Genomic DNA, 13,578 nt, shown 5'->3' with positions numbered 1-13,578 from the left:
AAGTGTGAGAAGTTCTTCAACGCCTTATAATTCATCCGGTTGTAACGGGAAAATTGCGTCTGATGGTGTGGAATAACCGCGCACTACACCAGCAGCACAGGAGAATCAATCTCATTGATGAGGTTGTGCACGGTTTCTGTCGGCAGGCGCATCCGGTCGCTCAGGACATGCAGGCCTGAATCGGCCATGCGGATATACTGGGCCAGCGTTTTTTCGTCATGGAGAGGGAGGTGATAGTATGCAAGATCGGTATCAGGAACCATCATGCTGGAGGAAAGTTCATGCTCCATCATCTGCGCCTCTTCCGGGGTTTCTCCAAGGATCAGCACATTGAGCATGATGCCCGGTTGTGCGAGGTCGAGGGCGGCGCCGAGAGCCTGTTGTGCTCCTTTGGAGCCATCATAGAGTACCAGAAGTGGCCACTCTTTTGCAGTAAAACCGGTACGCATGAAGAGGAGCGGCCGTTTTCCTTCAGCAAGAGCCTTTCTTGCTGTTGAGCCGAGTCCTTTGCGGCAGGAGGGTGACCGGCCTTTGCGACCGAGGAGAAGGAGGTCGGCTTCATGTGCAGCGAGAATCACCTCTGCGGGCACCAATCCCCGGCATACCCTGAACGAGTGCTCTACCATGAGCTCTCCGGCAATGCGCTGTAAGGTGCTTTCAGCCTCTCTTGCCTGTCGTTTCAGTGAGCGTTCAAGCTGCACCTGCTCAATATTTTCAGGTTCGGCGCTGTTTTCATGGCTGCAGGGCAGTTCTGCCATCCGCAGCAGATTGATATCTTCAACAAAAATGCCAACCAGATCAGCATGGAACAGCCGGGCCAGTTCGGCTCCGGCTGACAGTGCGGCGATGCTGTGCGGTGAACCGTCGAGGGCAACGGCGATATGGCGGATGACAAGAGTGTTCAGGCGCCATCTCCGTCAATATTCATGGTTGGATGCAGACGGACTGGCTTCGGAGCTTTTTTGCGCAGTCGGATATTGAGCATTTCAACCGAGATGGAAAAAGCCATGGAAAAATAGATGTATCCCTTTGGAATCTCAAAACCGGCCCCTTCGGCCAGCAGGGTGACGCCGACAAGAATGAGAAAGCTCAGGGCAAGCATCTTGATGGTTGGATGCTCATCAACAAAATCGCTGATCGATTTTGAGGCAACCATCATGATGCCGATCGAGATCATGATGGCGATGATCATCACCTCGATATTTTTTGCCAGTCCAACGGCTGTGATGACCGAGTCAAGCGAAAAGACAACGTCGATAATGGCAATCTGCAACATGGTAAGGATGAAGCTTCCATTGGAACTGCCTTTTTTTTCCTCTTCCGAGCCCTCAAGACTCTGGTGAATCTCCTGTGTGCTTTTTGCAAGCAGAAAGAGTCCTCCGCCAATCAGGATCAGGTCGCGTCCTGAAACATGGTGATCAAGCAGGGTGAAAAGGCCTGTTGTCAGGCTCATAACCCAGGTAATGGAGAGCAGAAGGGCAATTCTGGTCAGCATGGCGAGCCCAAGTCCGATAATTCTGCCTTTGCTTCGCTGCTGTTCCGGGAGCCGACCGACGATAATTGAAATAAAAATAATATTGTCGATGCCGAGTACAATTTCCAGAGCCGTTAATGTCGCCAGGGCAATCCAGGCTTCCGGCTGCGTGATCCATTCCATAAGGGGTGATATTAGGGTAACTGTTTTTTATCCAAAATAATGTGAAACTTAATGTACTGAACAGATTGTGCCCGGCAAAAATTCAGAAGCTGTAAAAAGGTTTTGGCAAGATGGTACTCGTTTTTTCGTTACGTTGTAGCTGTAATATTTTTGTTGGATGATTTTACCCCCTCCTCCATGCAAAAAGAGAGCTCTTTTCCTGAGTTGGCGGTATTGAGAGAGACCTTTGAGAGCGGTGTAACCCGTGACCTTCCGTGGAGGCGTTCTCAGCTTCTTGCACTTGAAACCTTTCTCCTCGATCGTGAAAAGGAGATTGCTGCAGCCGTGCATGATGATTTCAGGAAGTCTGAGGCGGAGACCTTTCTGACCGAGACGGGGTATCTTCGTGGCGAAATCCGCTTCGCACTGAAGCATCTCAAATCATGGATGAAGCCTCTCCGGGTTTCCATTCCGCTCATCTATCAGCCCGCAAAAGGTTCATGTTACCATGAGCCCTATGGAGTCGTGCTTATTATCGGGGCATGGAACTATCCCATCAACCTCTCTCTTGCACCTCTTGTCAGCGCACTTGCTGCCGGTAACTGTGCTGTCATCAAACCATCGGAACTCGCTCCTCACAGTTCAGCACTGATTGCCGAGGGGTTGGGTCGCTATCTTGACCGGAGCGCTGTCAGGGTGATTGAGGGTGGTGCAGAGGTGGCAAAGGCTCTGCTTGCTGAGCGATTCGGGTACATTTTCTATACAGGCAGTCTTGCGATTGGCCGGGAGGTCATGCTTGCCGCAGCGAAGCATTTGACTCCATTGACCCTCGAACTTGGGGGAAAGTGTCCCTGTATTGTTGAAGAGAGCAGTGACCTCAGGGTGGCAGCTCGCAGAATTGTCTGGGCCAAGTTTTTAAACGGAGGGCAAACCTGTCTTGCGCCTGATTATGTTCTGGTAAACGAAAAACGGGAAGCGGAGTTGCTGCGTTACATGCAGGAAGCCATCACCGATTTTTACGGTGATGACCCCCGGTTGAGTCCCGATTATCCCCGTATTGTCACGATGGATCACTTCATGCGGGTTGAAAAACTGCTTGACGGTTCATCAGTCTGGAGTGGAGGAGGGTGCGACCAGGCAGAGCGCTACATTGCCCCCACCATTCTTCGTGGAGTGACGCCAGCCTCTCCCGTTATGCAGTCGGAAATTTTTGCTCCCCTGCTGCCGGTCATTGCCTATTCGGATCTTGCAGATGCGCTTGAAATCATCCGCAATGGAAAGGAGCCGCTTGCACTCTATCTGTTCTCTTCCGATCGTGCTGTACAGGAACGGGTCGTGCGCCACTCCCGTTCAGGCGGAGTCTGTATCAACGACCTCCTCTTCCAGGCGGCGCTTCATAACCTTCCTTTCGGCGGGCTTGGCCACAGTGGATTTGGGGCCTATCATGGCAAGGCGGGGTTTGATACCTTTTCCTTTCAGCGCACGCTCATGCACCGCTCGCTCTATCCCGATCCCGATTTGCGTTACCCTCCGTACAGCAGTACAAAATTCGGACTCCTTAAACGCCTTGTTACCTTTTTCCAGAGATGAAAAAAACTGCTCTTGCACTCGGGGGAGGAGCTGTCCTCGGTGCCGCTCATGTTGGTGTGCTGAGGGCGCTGGCTGAATTGCAGATTTCGGTATCCATGGTCAGTGGCACCAGTATTGGCGCCTTTATTGCTTCGCTCTATGCTTTTGGCAAAAGCTGGCAGGATATTCGCGATATTGCCTTTTCTATGGACTGGTTTGATCTGTCGAGTCTGTCGCTTTCGCAGTACGGTATCCTGACGAATAAAAAATTTGGCGGTATTGTAACTGAGCTGCTCGGAGAGAAAGATATCAAAGACGCCTTGATCCCGCTTTTTATGGTCGCAACCGATATTGGAACCGGCAAAAAAGTTGTTTTCAGCGAAGGGAATGTGGCTGCTGCGGTGATGGCAAGCAGTTGTATTCCCGGTATTTTCAGACCAGTTGATTATTCCGGTGCGCTCCTTGTCGATGGTATGCTTGTGGAAAATGTTCCCGTCTCCCCACTTGTGGAAAATGGTGCGGAATCGATTGTCAGTGTTGATCTTCTGGCCTTTCATGTTTTCAAAAAACCTGAAAATATTATCGGAATTTTGCTGAACGCATTTTACAGTTCGCTTACCAATACAACAGCCATACAGATAGCCGATGCAGATTTATCTATTTCGCCAAATCTGTCGAAATTCAATCTCATCGATTTCGACCAGATTCCTGATCTCATTGAGGCGGGTTACCAGGCATCCTTACCCGTGCTGAAAGAATGGGTGGCAGGAATGAGGAACGCCTCCGGCTTGGTCGAGTTGGAGTAAAGTGTTATTTTGTTAATATGAGTTAAAAAGAGACGATTATCTTTCCGGAAAAAGAAAAAAAGAGAGTCCGTTATGAAAAAAGCAGCAGTAGCTCTTTTGGCCGGGTTTGTAGCGCTGTCATCTTCAGTTTCATCTGCTTTTGCGGCGAAACCTTATCTGAGCGGTCGCTTTGCTGTATCCATGCTCTCTGATTCTGAAATCACACCACTCTCTTATGACACAGGGTATATGCTTGCGGGTGCGGTTGGGCTTGATAATGGCCCCTATCGCATTGAAGCGGAATTGGGTAGACAGAACAGTGGAGTTTCAAAGAGTCTCCGCTCTCTGGTGATGACAACATACATGGGCAATCTCTCTTTTGATCTGGATTTGCCTGTTGCTCCGCTCAAACCCTTTATCTCTGCGGGAGTTGGCTTGGCCAATGTGAAAGAGGATGATGGCATTGGCGGCAATGTCGATGACATGGTCTTTGCCTGGCAGATTGGTGCCGGAGCCGGGTTTGATGTTGCGCCCCTCGTAACCCTTGAGGTGCAGTATCGCTATCTTGTCGCCAACGATCCTGAGCTTGCAGAGCACAAGAAGTACACTATCGATAATCACAACGTGCTCCTTGGTCTGAGAGCAGGGTTTTGAAGTGAGGCTTTTTGACTGTTTTGACATCTTGTAACTGTTTAATCAAGTGAGGTTGCCATGCCTATCCGTAAATTGAGGGAGTTTCTTGACAGCCATGCCGTCAGGTATTTCGTGGTCAGCCACTCTGCAGCCTATACGGCTCAGGAAATAGCCGCAGCGGCTCATGTTCCCGGAAAAGAGCTCGCTAAAACCGTCATTGTCACCATTGCCGGAAAAATGGCGATGGTTGTTTTGCCGGCTTCCCGTCAGCTCGATTTTGAGCTTTTGCGTGAACTGACAGGTACCCGGGACGTTGAACTTGCAGACGAGAAAGAATTTTCCGGACTTTTTCCGGAATGCGAACCCGGCGCCATGCCCCCTTTCGGCAACCTCTATGGTATGGATGTCTATGTTTCGGAAGAACTTGAGGATGATGATGAAATTGCTTTCAATGCCGGAGCCCATACCGAGCTGTTACGGTTGTCCTATGAAAGTTACAAAAGATTGGTTCATCCCATTGTTGCGAAGCTCTCTCTGGGGGTGAAGTGAATGCGAGGGATGTGATGGGTTTTTCCGGGGAAATGTTACCTTTGGTTCAAACCTGTTGCCGAACCGGAAATTTATTCAGGCTCTTGGCACTCAGGAAACTGAATCGATATAGTCTGTATATTTCTCTCTTATGAAGATTGCCTTATACGCCGGGACGTATGTCAGAGACAAGGACGGTGCTGTAAAATCCATCTATCAACTGGTCTCTTCATTCAGGAAAAAAGGTCACAGGGTAGCAGTCTGGTCTCCGGATGTGACAAAAGGGGATAATCACAGTGGTTTAACCGTTCGCAGAATGCCTTCTGTGCCGATCCCCCTTTATCCAGACTATAAACTTGGCTTTTTTACCAACGAGACCCGCCGTCAGCTTGACGCGTTTGCACCGGATATCGTGCACATTTCGACACCTGACATTATCGGCAGAAAGTTTCTTCTTTATGCCAGAAACAAGAACATTCCGGTGGCCTCGGCATTTCATACCGATTTCCCCTCCTACTTCAGCTACTACCGGCTTGGGTTCGCCGTTAAACATGCATGGAAATATCTGACCTGGTTTTACAACAATTGTAATATGGTGCTGGCTCCAAATGAGAGTGTGCGGCACAAACTGGCGGGTTATGCTATCCGAAACATCGAAATCTGGTCGAGAGGAGTTGACAAGGAGCTTTTTGATCCATTCCGTCGTTCCGAAAAACTGCGATCGGAGTGGAATGCAACAGGGCGAACGGTTATTGTCTATGCCGGTCGTTTTGTGCTCTACAAGGATATTGAAGTTGTCATGAGCGTCTACGATCGCTTTATGCAGGGTGAATATGCCGACCAGGTTCGCTTTGTCATGATTGGCTCCGGTCCTGAAGAGGAGGAGATGAAGCGCAGAATGCCCGAAGCTGTTTTTACCAGTTATTTGACCGGGGAAGAGCTGCCTGAAGCCTATGCATCCGGTGATATTTTTCTGTTTCCTTCAACAACAGAGGCTTTTTGCAATGTTGCGCTCGAAGCTCTTGCCTCGGGCCTTCCGGTCATTGTTTCTGATGTTGGTGGTTGTCGTGATATTGCTGACCGTTCTGCTGCTGGATTTGTTGTTCATGAAGGGTGTGTTGATGATTTTTACGGCAAATGTCTTGCACTGCTCGGTGATTCTCTCCGCTACCGGGAGTTGAGAGCTTGTGGCTTGGCCTATGCGGAGATGCAGTCATGGTCTGCAGTGAACGGTTTCGTGATTGACCGCTATCAGGAGCTGGTGGATCGAGCAAAAAGGAGTGCTGAGGAGCGAGTATTGAGTTTTGAGGGATGAGCGGGATGGCTATTGTGCCTGATAATGTTGATGGAGTGTTATGAAAGCAGGGATGGTTGGTTTGGGGAAAATGGGGTTCAATATGGCGGAGCATCTGCTTGAGTGTGGTCATGATCTTGTTGTTTATGATTTGATGGAAGAGAGGGTTGCTGACCTGGCTGCAAAAGGCGCGGTTGCTGCCGCCTCTTTGCAGGAGCTTGCCGGTATGCTCGATGCTCCTCGTCTGATTTGGCTGATGGTGCCTGCCGGAGATCCGGTTGACCGTACGATTGAGCAGCTTCTTCCCCTGCTTGAGCGTGGCGATAGTGTTGTTGATGGCGGTAATTCACACTACAAGGATTCTGAACGGAGGGCTTCCCGGCTCGGGCAGGATGGGGTCAACTTTCTTGATGCCGGTACAAGCGGAGGTCTGGAAGGGGCACGGCATGGCGCCTGCATTATGGTTGGTGGCGAAAAAGCGGCTTATGACGCTCTTGAGCCCTTGCTGAAGGCGCTCTGTGTGGAAAATGGCTATGGCTATATGGGTCGTTCAGGTTCCGGCCACTTTGCCAAAATGGTTCATAATGGTATTGAATATGGCATGATGCAGGCTATGGGCGAAGGGTTCAATCTGCTTGATGCAAGCCGTTATGATTTTGATCTTGAAGAGGTTTCCCGTGTCTGGGCTCATGGTTCGGTGATCCGTGGCTGGCTGATGGAGTTGATGGTACAGGCGCTGCAGAAGGATCCCAACCTGGCTTATCTCAAGGGATCAATTGCCGATTCAGGAGAGGGGCGCTGGACGGTTGAGGCTGCTCTTGAACATGAGGTCTCGATTCCGGTGATTGCAGCCTCTCTTTTCAGCCGTTACCGTTCACGTTCCGATGAAAATCTATCCGACAGGGCAGTTGCTGCATTGCGTCATGAGTTCGGAGGACACGCCTTCATTATCAAGCCATAACCGGGCACAACCATGCAGGAAAAACCCGATAATTGTACCATTGTCATTTTTGGTGCACACAGCGACCTTGCCGCGCGCAAGCTTTTCCCATCATTTTATGAACTTGCTCTTTGGGGGCATCTTCCCGATGAGTACCGCATTCTTGGTGTTGGGCGAGCAGCTCTTTCTCATAAAGAGTTCCGCTCACTGGTACGTGAAAAGATGGTCGCTGTATTGCCTGATCTTCTGCGCGATGAAGCGGCTTATGCCCGTTTCTCTGCCCGGCTCTTTTATGTAGGGGTTGATTTTGCCGAGAGAGAAGAGTATCATGCCCTGCAAAAAGCGATTATGAGCGGTGAGGCAGATTCCGCCACCTGCCGGAATATCCTCTTCTATCTGGCAACCCCGCCCGTTCTTGCGCCGATCATTGTCAGGAACCTGCAGTATGTTAGACTTGGAGAAAAAGATGTTTCCCTCCCTGGGTGGCGGAAAATCATTGTTGAAAAGCCCTACGGAAGGAATCTGCAGACGGCGCGTGAACTCAATACGGTTATTGGAGAGGTTTTCCACGAAGAGCGGATTTTCCGTATCGATCACTACCTCGGCAAGGAGACGGTACAGAACATCATGGTCTTCCGCTTTTCAAACGGGATTTTTGAACCCCTCTGGAACCGCCATTATATTGCAAATGTCTCCATTACCATTGCTGAAAAGTTCGGTATCCGTGATCGCGGCTCCTTCTATGAGGGGGCTGGTCTGCTGCGCGACATCATGCAAAATCACGCACTGCAGCTTCTTGCATCAGTTGCCATGGAGCCGCCTGTCGATTTTTCAGCCGAATCGGTGCGCGATGAAAAAGCGAAGCTGCTCCGTTCAATTCGTCCCTTCACGCCAGAACATGCAGCGCAATCCATTGTTCTTGGCCAGTATGATGGCTACCGTTCTGAAAAAAATGTTGCTCCCGACTCAACCGTTGAGACCTTTGCTGCGATAAAATTTTTTGTCGATAACTGGCGATGGAAGGATGTTCCCTTTTTTGTCAAGGCGGGCAAGAATCTTGCCGAAACGGTGACCGAGATTGTCATTACCTTCAAGTGTCCTCCCCAGAACTATTTTGGTCCAGCCGAAAGCTGTAGTTATACAGCCAATCAGGTGATACTGCGCATCCAGCCGGAAGAGACCATTGCCCTCAAGTTCGGGGCAAAACGACCGGGCGAAGCGGTGATTACCGATCCCGTCTTCATGAAATTCGATTACAAGACTTCGTTTGATGAGGTTGGCGCAACTCCTTATCACCGCCTGCTGCTTGATGCCATGGCAGGTGAACAGATGAACTTTATCCGTCAGGACAGTGTCGAATACTCCTGGGCGATTATTGATTCCATCAGGGAGGCTGTTGGCACTCAACCACCGGAATCCTATTCGCTCTTTTCCTGGGGTCCGGAATCGGTGCAGGGTATCTACAGTTGAGCAGCAAACCAGTAGAGTCGACCCTGTTCAGGTTTAACGAGACTGGCCGGAACGCTTTGCTCCTCTTCAAGAAAGATTGTTTTTGCCAGTTCTCCCTTTTTATTGCCAGGGGTAAAAAAGAGTATGTTCCGTGCATGGTTGATGACCGGCAGGGTCAGGGTCAGGCGCATTCCCGGTGGCTTTGCCTGCGGAGCATTGAGGGCAACCACCCATTTTCCGCTTTCCTGAAGCGCTTCAGGGTTGTCGGGAAAAAGTGAAGCGGTATGGCCATCTTCGCCGAGGCCAAGCAGGATAAGGTCAAAGGGTGGCAACTGCTGAGGCGACAAGCTCTTTTCGGAAAAGAAAAAGCTGTGGATGGCAGCTTCATATTCCCTGGCAGCAGCATCAGGGTCAGCCATTTCGCCAGCCATTCGAAAAAGATGATTCCCGGCAATCCCTGATTGCCCCAAAAGAGTCTCCCTGATCATCCGGTAATTGCTGTCGGGATGGTCAGGAGGGAGGCACCGTTCATCTCCCTGGAAAAGCCATGTCTTCTGCGGCAGGAAGTGCAGAGATTGCTTGCATTCCGAACTCCCGTCGGGCATTGCAAGTGCATAGCGCTCAAGGATCTCTGTGGAAACCCCATGTGCAAGTTGTTGATAGAGGAGTCTGGGAGAGTTACCACCGGCAAGGACAAGCGAAAAGCGTCCATGATCGGCAAGGGCACGATACGCTTCGGCAACAATCAGCGCGGCTGCATGTTCGGTTATCTCCTGTTCACTGCCGCTGAAAAAGAATTTTCGATCTGCTTGCTTCATGGGTTGCATCAATGCTACCAAAAGAGGGTTCCTGGTGGTCAAGTGAAGTGGCGTTCCTGAATTGTTCTCAATGAACCGCAGGAACTGCCGGAAAGGTTCCTTCATGCGCAATTCTGCTTGGCTTCAACTAAGCTGTTGCGTAACTTGCACTCTCCTTTTTCGGCAGCAGGACTTTTCAACAGCGCAACGAGCTTTATTCATGCCACTTTACGACGGTTATGGTGTTCTGGTTGGTACACTGCATAACTATTATTGCGATCGTCCGTTCAGTGGAACGGAGTACTATCATTGCAATCTCAAGGTTCGTGCAGGAGCAAGAATTTTTCGCTGTCCTGTTGACCTCGACAGCAAAAAGGATGCTGATGGAATGCATTGGCGTGTTGTTGAACTGGGCTCCGATGCGTTGCAATCGCTCCTGCATCTCCGTGAAGGGTGGCATCCGCTTGATTCAGAACCGGATTCGGGCGCCCTCGATTACTATCGCAGTCCGGAACTTCAGCCGACCGGCAAGTGTATTGAGGCATTGCCGGATTCCGCAAATACCGCCACCATTGCGGAAGGGGCGCTGTACGCTTTATGGAAATATGGCACGGGGCCAGCCGCATTCCGTGATCTTGAACCTCTTCTTGTACATTCGAGAAAGCTCTTTATTTTTGGAGAGCCATTCAGGAGAGGACATGGTGTGCACAATATTCACCAGAATCAGGGCGATCCTCCCCAGAGTCGATGGTATCAGGAAAACGGAATATGGCAGGATGGAGCAGTTGTTGTACAGCGGCGTGACAAGAGTGTTGCTGCATTTTTATGCAAATTCAAAACCCAGAGTTTTTTCCCGGACAGCTTTTGTTTCAGGCCTGCGGACAAAGAAGTGAGGAGAGCAAAAAATGAAAATTGAAAAGAAAAAGAAATTCCCTCAGGTTATTCTGAACGCCCCCAGAAATACAGAAAAGGGTTCCTGGAACTCTTGAACAGAATAACCTGTAATAATTGATTGCTCTTCAATGCAAAACCACAATAAAAAGGTAGTTCTATTTACCGCCATCTCTTTTTTTCTTTTACTTATTGCGTCATGCTTTTCAAGTCAGCTTTCCTCTTATTGGCCTCTATTCAGCAAGGTTGATATCCTGTCCGATATCAAAATATCTGTTATACCTCCTCAGGAATCGGTAGCGCCAACCCTCAAGTATGCCAGCAAGACTGATGCTTCTGATTCTCTGGCGGCACTGAACCACGCTCATCCTGACAGCTTGTCGTTCAATCAGTATCTTCTTCCTGGTGTGATTGTTGATTTTAAGGCAGACACCACTCGACCTGTGCTTCCAAAAATGATGCAAAAACTTGAGGCACTCAACAGGGGAGAAAAAGTCAAGCTCAGGATTGCGTGGTTTGGGGATTCGCTGATTGAAGGTGATCTGATTACACAGACCGTTCGGGAGTTGATGCAGAATCAATTTTCAGGAAACCGTGGAGTTGGATTTGTCTCCTGTAAATCGGTTACTGCCGGGTACAGAATCAGTGCCACCGCAAGATCGACGGGTTTCTGGCAGGATGACAATTTTAAAACCAGATCATTTAAAGACCCTCTTTTTTTCTCGGGTCATGTTTTTTATTCTGCAGGAGGCAAACTCTTTCTGAAAGACAATACCGTCAAGGATTCTTCTCAGGTACTGGAAAAATGGCTGCTATGTGGTCCAGCCGACTCCAATACGGTTATCATGGTGAACAATGAGAGCTTACCGATTGCAGCGCCACATCTGTTTAACAGAATTCTTCTTGACAAATCACCCCGAAAATCAGTAGAGCTTTCGGTGCCATCAAAAAGAGTTGCTCTCTACGGTGTAAGCTGTGAACCGGAATATGGAGTGATGATCGATAATTTTTCATTCAGGGGGATCAGTGGTTTCGAACTAAGAGGGTTTGAGGAGGAGTTTATTGACGAGATATCTCAAAATGGCACCTATGATCTCATCGTCATTCAGTATGGTGTCAATATGATGTTCAGGCCACACGATAAAAACTTCGATTACTATTTCCAGGGGATGGATCCTGCACTGAAAAAACTCAGGCAACATCTTCCGAATGCCGAGTTTTTAATGGTAAGCTGTACTGACAGGGCATTTCGTTATGGGTCGGAATGGAGGACGGCCGAAGGGTTGGATGCGCTCCTGAAAACGCAGGCAACTCTCGCATTTGAAAACAAAATTCCGTTTTTCAACCTTTACCAGACAATGGGAGGAAACGGGACAATCGTCAAATGGGCAGAGGGTAGTGAACGACTTGCTGCAAAGGATTATATCCATGCTTCGCCACGCGGAGCCACCATCCTTGGTCAACACTTTTTTCATGCGTTCATGAAGGATTATCAGAAACTCCACGGGAAATCAATGTATAATTATGGATTTTTTTATAATTGATGGCGCTGCCGTTATCCGACAGCTTCTCTATGATCCTCAAAATCCGCTGCTTTTCAACAACGGTTTTTTTGTGTACTTCTTTTTTCTCTTAATTCTTTTCTACTATCTGTTCAGGGAAAAATATACTATCCGTACGTTGATCCTCTCACTGTTTTCACTTTATTTCTTCTATAAAGCAAGTGGGAGTTTCGTGTTGCTTGTTATCATTTCGGCTGTTATCGATTTTTTCCTCTCAAATCTTATTTACAAACAGAAAAATTTCGCAGCAAAACGATCTCTGCTTGCATTGAGTATTGTGAGTAATCTGGGTCTTCTTTTTTATTTCAAGTACACGAATTTTTTTCTTGAGATATGCAATAACTCCTTTAATGCAGGTTTTAATCCTCTCAACATTCTTCTGCCTGTTGGGATTTCATTTTATACGTTTGAAAACCTCAGTTATACCATTGATGTGTATCACGGGAAAATCGAGCCGGAAAAGAAGTTTCTGAATTACCTGCTCTTTCTCTCCTTTTTCCCGAAGTTGGTCATGGGTCCGATAGTCAGAGCAAGCGACTTTATTCCCCAACTTAAAAAGCCCTATGTGGTGACCGGGCGTGATTTCACCGAAGGGTTCTATCTTATAGTTACAGGATTGTTTAAAAAAGTCGTTATATCCGATTATATAACCATCAATTTTGTTAACTATATTTTTGATGCACCCTCCCTGCATACGGGAATGGAGTGTTTGCTTGCTGTCTATGGTTATGCTCTTGTCATCTACTGCGATTTCAGTGGCTATAGTGATGTGGCCATAGGTATAGCCAAATGGCTTGGCATTACCATCCCTGATAACTTTAATTCGCCTTACCAAAGCGCTTCAATTACCGAGTTCTGGCGAAGGTGGCATATCTCCCTCTCAAGCTGGCTCCGTGACTATCTCTACATCCCTCTTGGCGGTAACCGCCATGGGACTTTCCGTACCTATATAAACCTCTTTATCACGATGTTGCTTGGTGGCTTGTGGCATGGAGCAAGCTGGAATTTCATTGTGTGGGGTGGATTGCATGGAGGGGCGCTTGCTGTGCACAAGTTATGGAGTGGTCTGACCAAAAAGGAGGACAAGAGCAGTTCCTGGTGGGGCCGTATCTTATCCATAATCCTGACCTTTCATGTTGTCTGTCTGGGCTGGATATTTTTTCGTGCCTCAAGTTTTGATCTTGCATTTCAGATGATGCAGCAGATAGCATTCGATTTCTCATTTGATGCGCTTACACCGTTTATTGATAATTACAGCTCTGTCCTCATCATGATAGCCCTTGGCTTTGTTCTGCATTTTCTCCCGGCCAGCATAACGGAAATGGTCAAGTCAGGATTGGAGAGAATGCCCCTTGTTGGTGCCATCCTCGTTTTTATTGCATTTGTCGCCGTATATGCATTTTTTAAAACAGCAGAGCCCGTCATGCCGATATACCTCCAGTTTTGATATGTTGAAAGGATCAGGGGCCAAAGAGGGGTCGTCATTGATAACCA

Annotated in this window: 13 protein-coding genes; 10 read left to right on the top strand and 3 right to left on the bottom strand. The window is 48.6% G+C overall.

Annotated elements, in window-relative coordinates:
• Nucleotides 1–83: 83 nt before the first annotated feature.
• Together AC56AD_RS12575 and AC56AD_RS12570 are read right to left on the bottom strand one after the other, a co-directional pair.
• Nucleotides 84–839, bottom strand: a complete 756-nt coding sequence (locus AC56AD_RS12575; protein WP_397234060.1) for a universal stress protein — start codon at nt 837–839, stop codon at nt 84–86.
• Between the two features lie 62 nt (nt 840–901).
• On the bottom strand, nt 902–1,657 hold the full coding sequence (locus AC56AD_RS12570) for a TerC family protein (RefSeq protein ID WP_012509147.1): 756 nt from the start codon (nt 1,655–1,657) through the stop codon (nt 902–904).
• Nucleotides 1,658–1,834: 177 nt separating this feature from the next.
• Here AC56AD_RS12570 and AC56AD_RS12565 point away from each other — a divergent pair, with 177 nt between their 5' ends.
• From AC56AD_RS12565 to zwf, 7 genes are all read left to right on the top strand, one after another.
• Nucleotides 1,835–3,226, top strand: coding sequence for an aldehyde dehydrogenase family protein (locus AC56AD_RS12565; RefSeq protein WP_012509146.1), 1,392 nt, complete (start codon nt 1,835–1,837; stop codon nt 3,224–3,226).
• Nucleotides 3,223–4,011 (top strand): patatin-like phospholipase family protein, encoded by a 789-nt coding sequence (locus tag AC56AD_RS12560; RefSeq protein ID WP_012509145.1) that lies wholly within the window; start codon nt 3,223–3,225, stop codon nt 4,009–4,011. Before AC56AD_RS12565 ends, AC56AD_RS12560 begins: the two co-directional genes overlap by 4 nt.
• 72 nt (nt 4,012–4,083) lie before the next feature.
• Nucleotides 4,084–4,644 carry an outer membrane protein gene (locus AC56AD_RS12555; protein WP_012509144.1) on the top strand — a complete coding sequence of 187 codons (561 nt, stop codon included), beginning with the start codon at nt 4,084–4,086 and terminating at the stop codon, nt 4,642–4,644.
• 57 nt (nt 4,645–4,701) lie between these two features.
• Nucleotides 4,702–5,172 (top strand): aminoacyl-tRNA deacylase, encoded by a 471-nt coding sequence (locus AC56AD_RS12550; RefSeq protein WP_012509143.1) that lies wholly within the window; start codon nt 4,702–4,704, stop codon nt 5,170–5,172.
• 130 nt (nt 5,173–5,302) lie between these two features.
• Nucleotides 5,303–6,466, top strand: a complete 1,164-nt coding sequence (locus AC56AD_RS12545) for a glycosyltransferase family 4 protein (RefSeq protein WP_012509142.1) — start codon at nt 5,303–5,305, stop codon at nt 6,464–6,466.
• A gap of 40 nt (nt 6,467–6,506) precedes the next feature.
• Complete coding sequence (gene gnd / locus AC56AD_RS12540; protein ID WP_012509141.1) at nt 6,507–7,406, top strand: phosphogluconate dehydrogenase (NAD(+)-dependent, decarboxylating); 900 nt, start codon at nt 6,507–6,509, stop codon at nt 7,404–7,406.
• Nucleotides 7,407–7,418: 12 nt separating this feature from the next.
• Nucleotides 7,419–8,855, top strand: a complete 1,437-nt coding sequence (gene zwf, locus AC56AD_RS12535) for a glucose-6-phosphate dehydrogenase (RefSeq protein ID WP_012509140.1) — start codon at nt 7,419–7,421, stop codon at nt 8,853–8,855.
• On the opposite strand, the gene pgl is transcribed toward zwf, so the two are convergent.
• The gene (pgl, locus tag AC56AD_RS12530) at nt 8,846–9,757 is read right to left on the bottom strand and encodes a 6-phosphogluconolactonase (protein WP_012509139.1); all 912 of its coding nucleotides are present in this window, start codon (nt 9,755–9,757) and stop codon (nt 8,846–8,848) included. The two genes, zwf and pgl, sit on opposite strands and share 10 nt — an antisense overlap.
• 94 nt (nt 9,758–9,851) lie before the next feature.
• On the opposite strand from pgl, the gene AC56AD_RS12525 reads away from it, so the two are divergent.
• From AC56AD_RS12525 to AC56AD_RS12515, 3 genes are all read left to right on the top strand, one after another.
• The gene (locus tag AC56AD_RS12525) at nt 9,852–10,547 is read left to right on the top strand and encodes a YukJ family protein (protein WP_012509138.1); all 696 of its coding nucleotides are present in this window, start codon (nt 9,852–9,854) and stop codon (nt 10,545–10,547) included.
• Nucleotides 10,548–10,653: 106 nt separating this feature from the next.
• Nucleotides 10,654–12,066, top strand: a complete 1,413-nt coding sequence (locus AC56AD_RS12520; protein ID WP_012509137.1) for an SGNH/GDSL hydrolase family protein — start codon at nt 10,654–10,656, stop codon at nt 12,064–12,066.
• Nucleotides 12,047–13,531 (top strand): MBOAT family O-acyltransferase, encoded by a 1,485-nt coding sequence (locus tag AC56AD_RS12515; RefSeq protein WP_012509136.1) that lies wholly within the window; start codon nt 12,047–12,049, stop codon nt 13,529–13,531. The genes AC56AD_RS12520 and AC56AD_RS12515 overlap by 20 nt, the downstream gene beginning before the upstream one ends.
• Nucleotides 13,532–13,578 lie beyond the last annotated feature (47 nt).

It is taken from the genome of Pelodictyon clathratiforme (assembly GCF_982375515.1).
The sequence above is the reverse complement of the archived record's forward strand: the minus strand, read 5'-3'. Positions and strand labels throughout refer to the sequence as shown.

Coding starts and splice junctions, on each gene's coding strand:
- AC56AD_RS12525 (WP_012509138.1), top strand. CDS start 9,852: ATGCCACTTTACGACGGTTATGGTGTTCTGGTTGGTACACTGCATAAC.
- AC56AD_RS12520 (WP_012509137.1), top strand. CDS start 10,654: ATGCAAAACCACAATAAAAAGGTAGTTCTATTTACCGCCATCTCTTTT.
- AC56AD_RS12550 (WP_012509143.1), top strand. CDS start 4,702: ATGCCTATCCGTAAATTGAGGGAGTTTCTTGACAGCCATGCCGTCAGG.
- AC56AD_RS12560 (WP_012509145.1), top strand. CDS start 3,223: ATGAAAAAAACTGCTCTTGCACTCGGGGGAGGAGCTGTCCTCGGTGCC.
- AC56AD_RS12515 (WP_012509136.1), top strand. CDS start 12,047: ATGGATTTTTTTATAATTGATGGCGCTGCCGTTATCCGACAGCTTCTC.
- AC56AD_RS12570 (WP_012509147.1), bottom strand. CDS start 1,657: ATGGAATGGATCACGCAGCCGGAAGCCTGGATTGCCCTGGCGACATTA.
- pgl (WP_012509139.1), bottom strand. CDS start 9,757: ATGAAGGAACCTTTCCGGCAGTTCCTGCGGTTCATTGAGAACAATTCA.
- gnd (WP_012509141.1), top strand. CDS start 6,507: ATGAAAGCAGGGATGGTTGGTTTGGGGAAAATGGGGTTCAATATGGCG.
- zwf (WP_012509140.1), top strand. CDS start 7,419: ATGCAGGAAAAACCCGATAATTGTACCATTGTCATTTTTGGTGCACAC.
- AC56AD_RS12545 (WP_012509142.1), top strand. CDS start 5,303: ATGAAGATTGCCTTATACGCCGGGACGTATGTCAGAGACAAGGACGGT.
- AC56AD_RS12565 (WP_012509146.1), top strand. CDS start 1,835: ATGCAAAAAGAGAGCTCTTTTCCTGAGTTGGCGGTATTGAGAGAGACC.
- AC56AD_RS12555 (WP_012509144.1), top strand. CDS start 4,084: ATGAAAAAAGCAGCAGTAGCTCTTTTGGCCGGGTTTGTAGCGCTGTCA.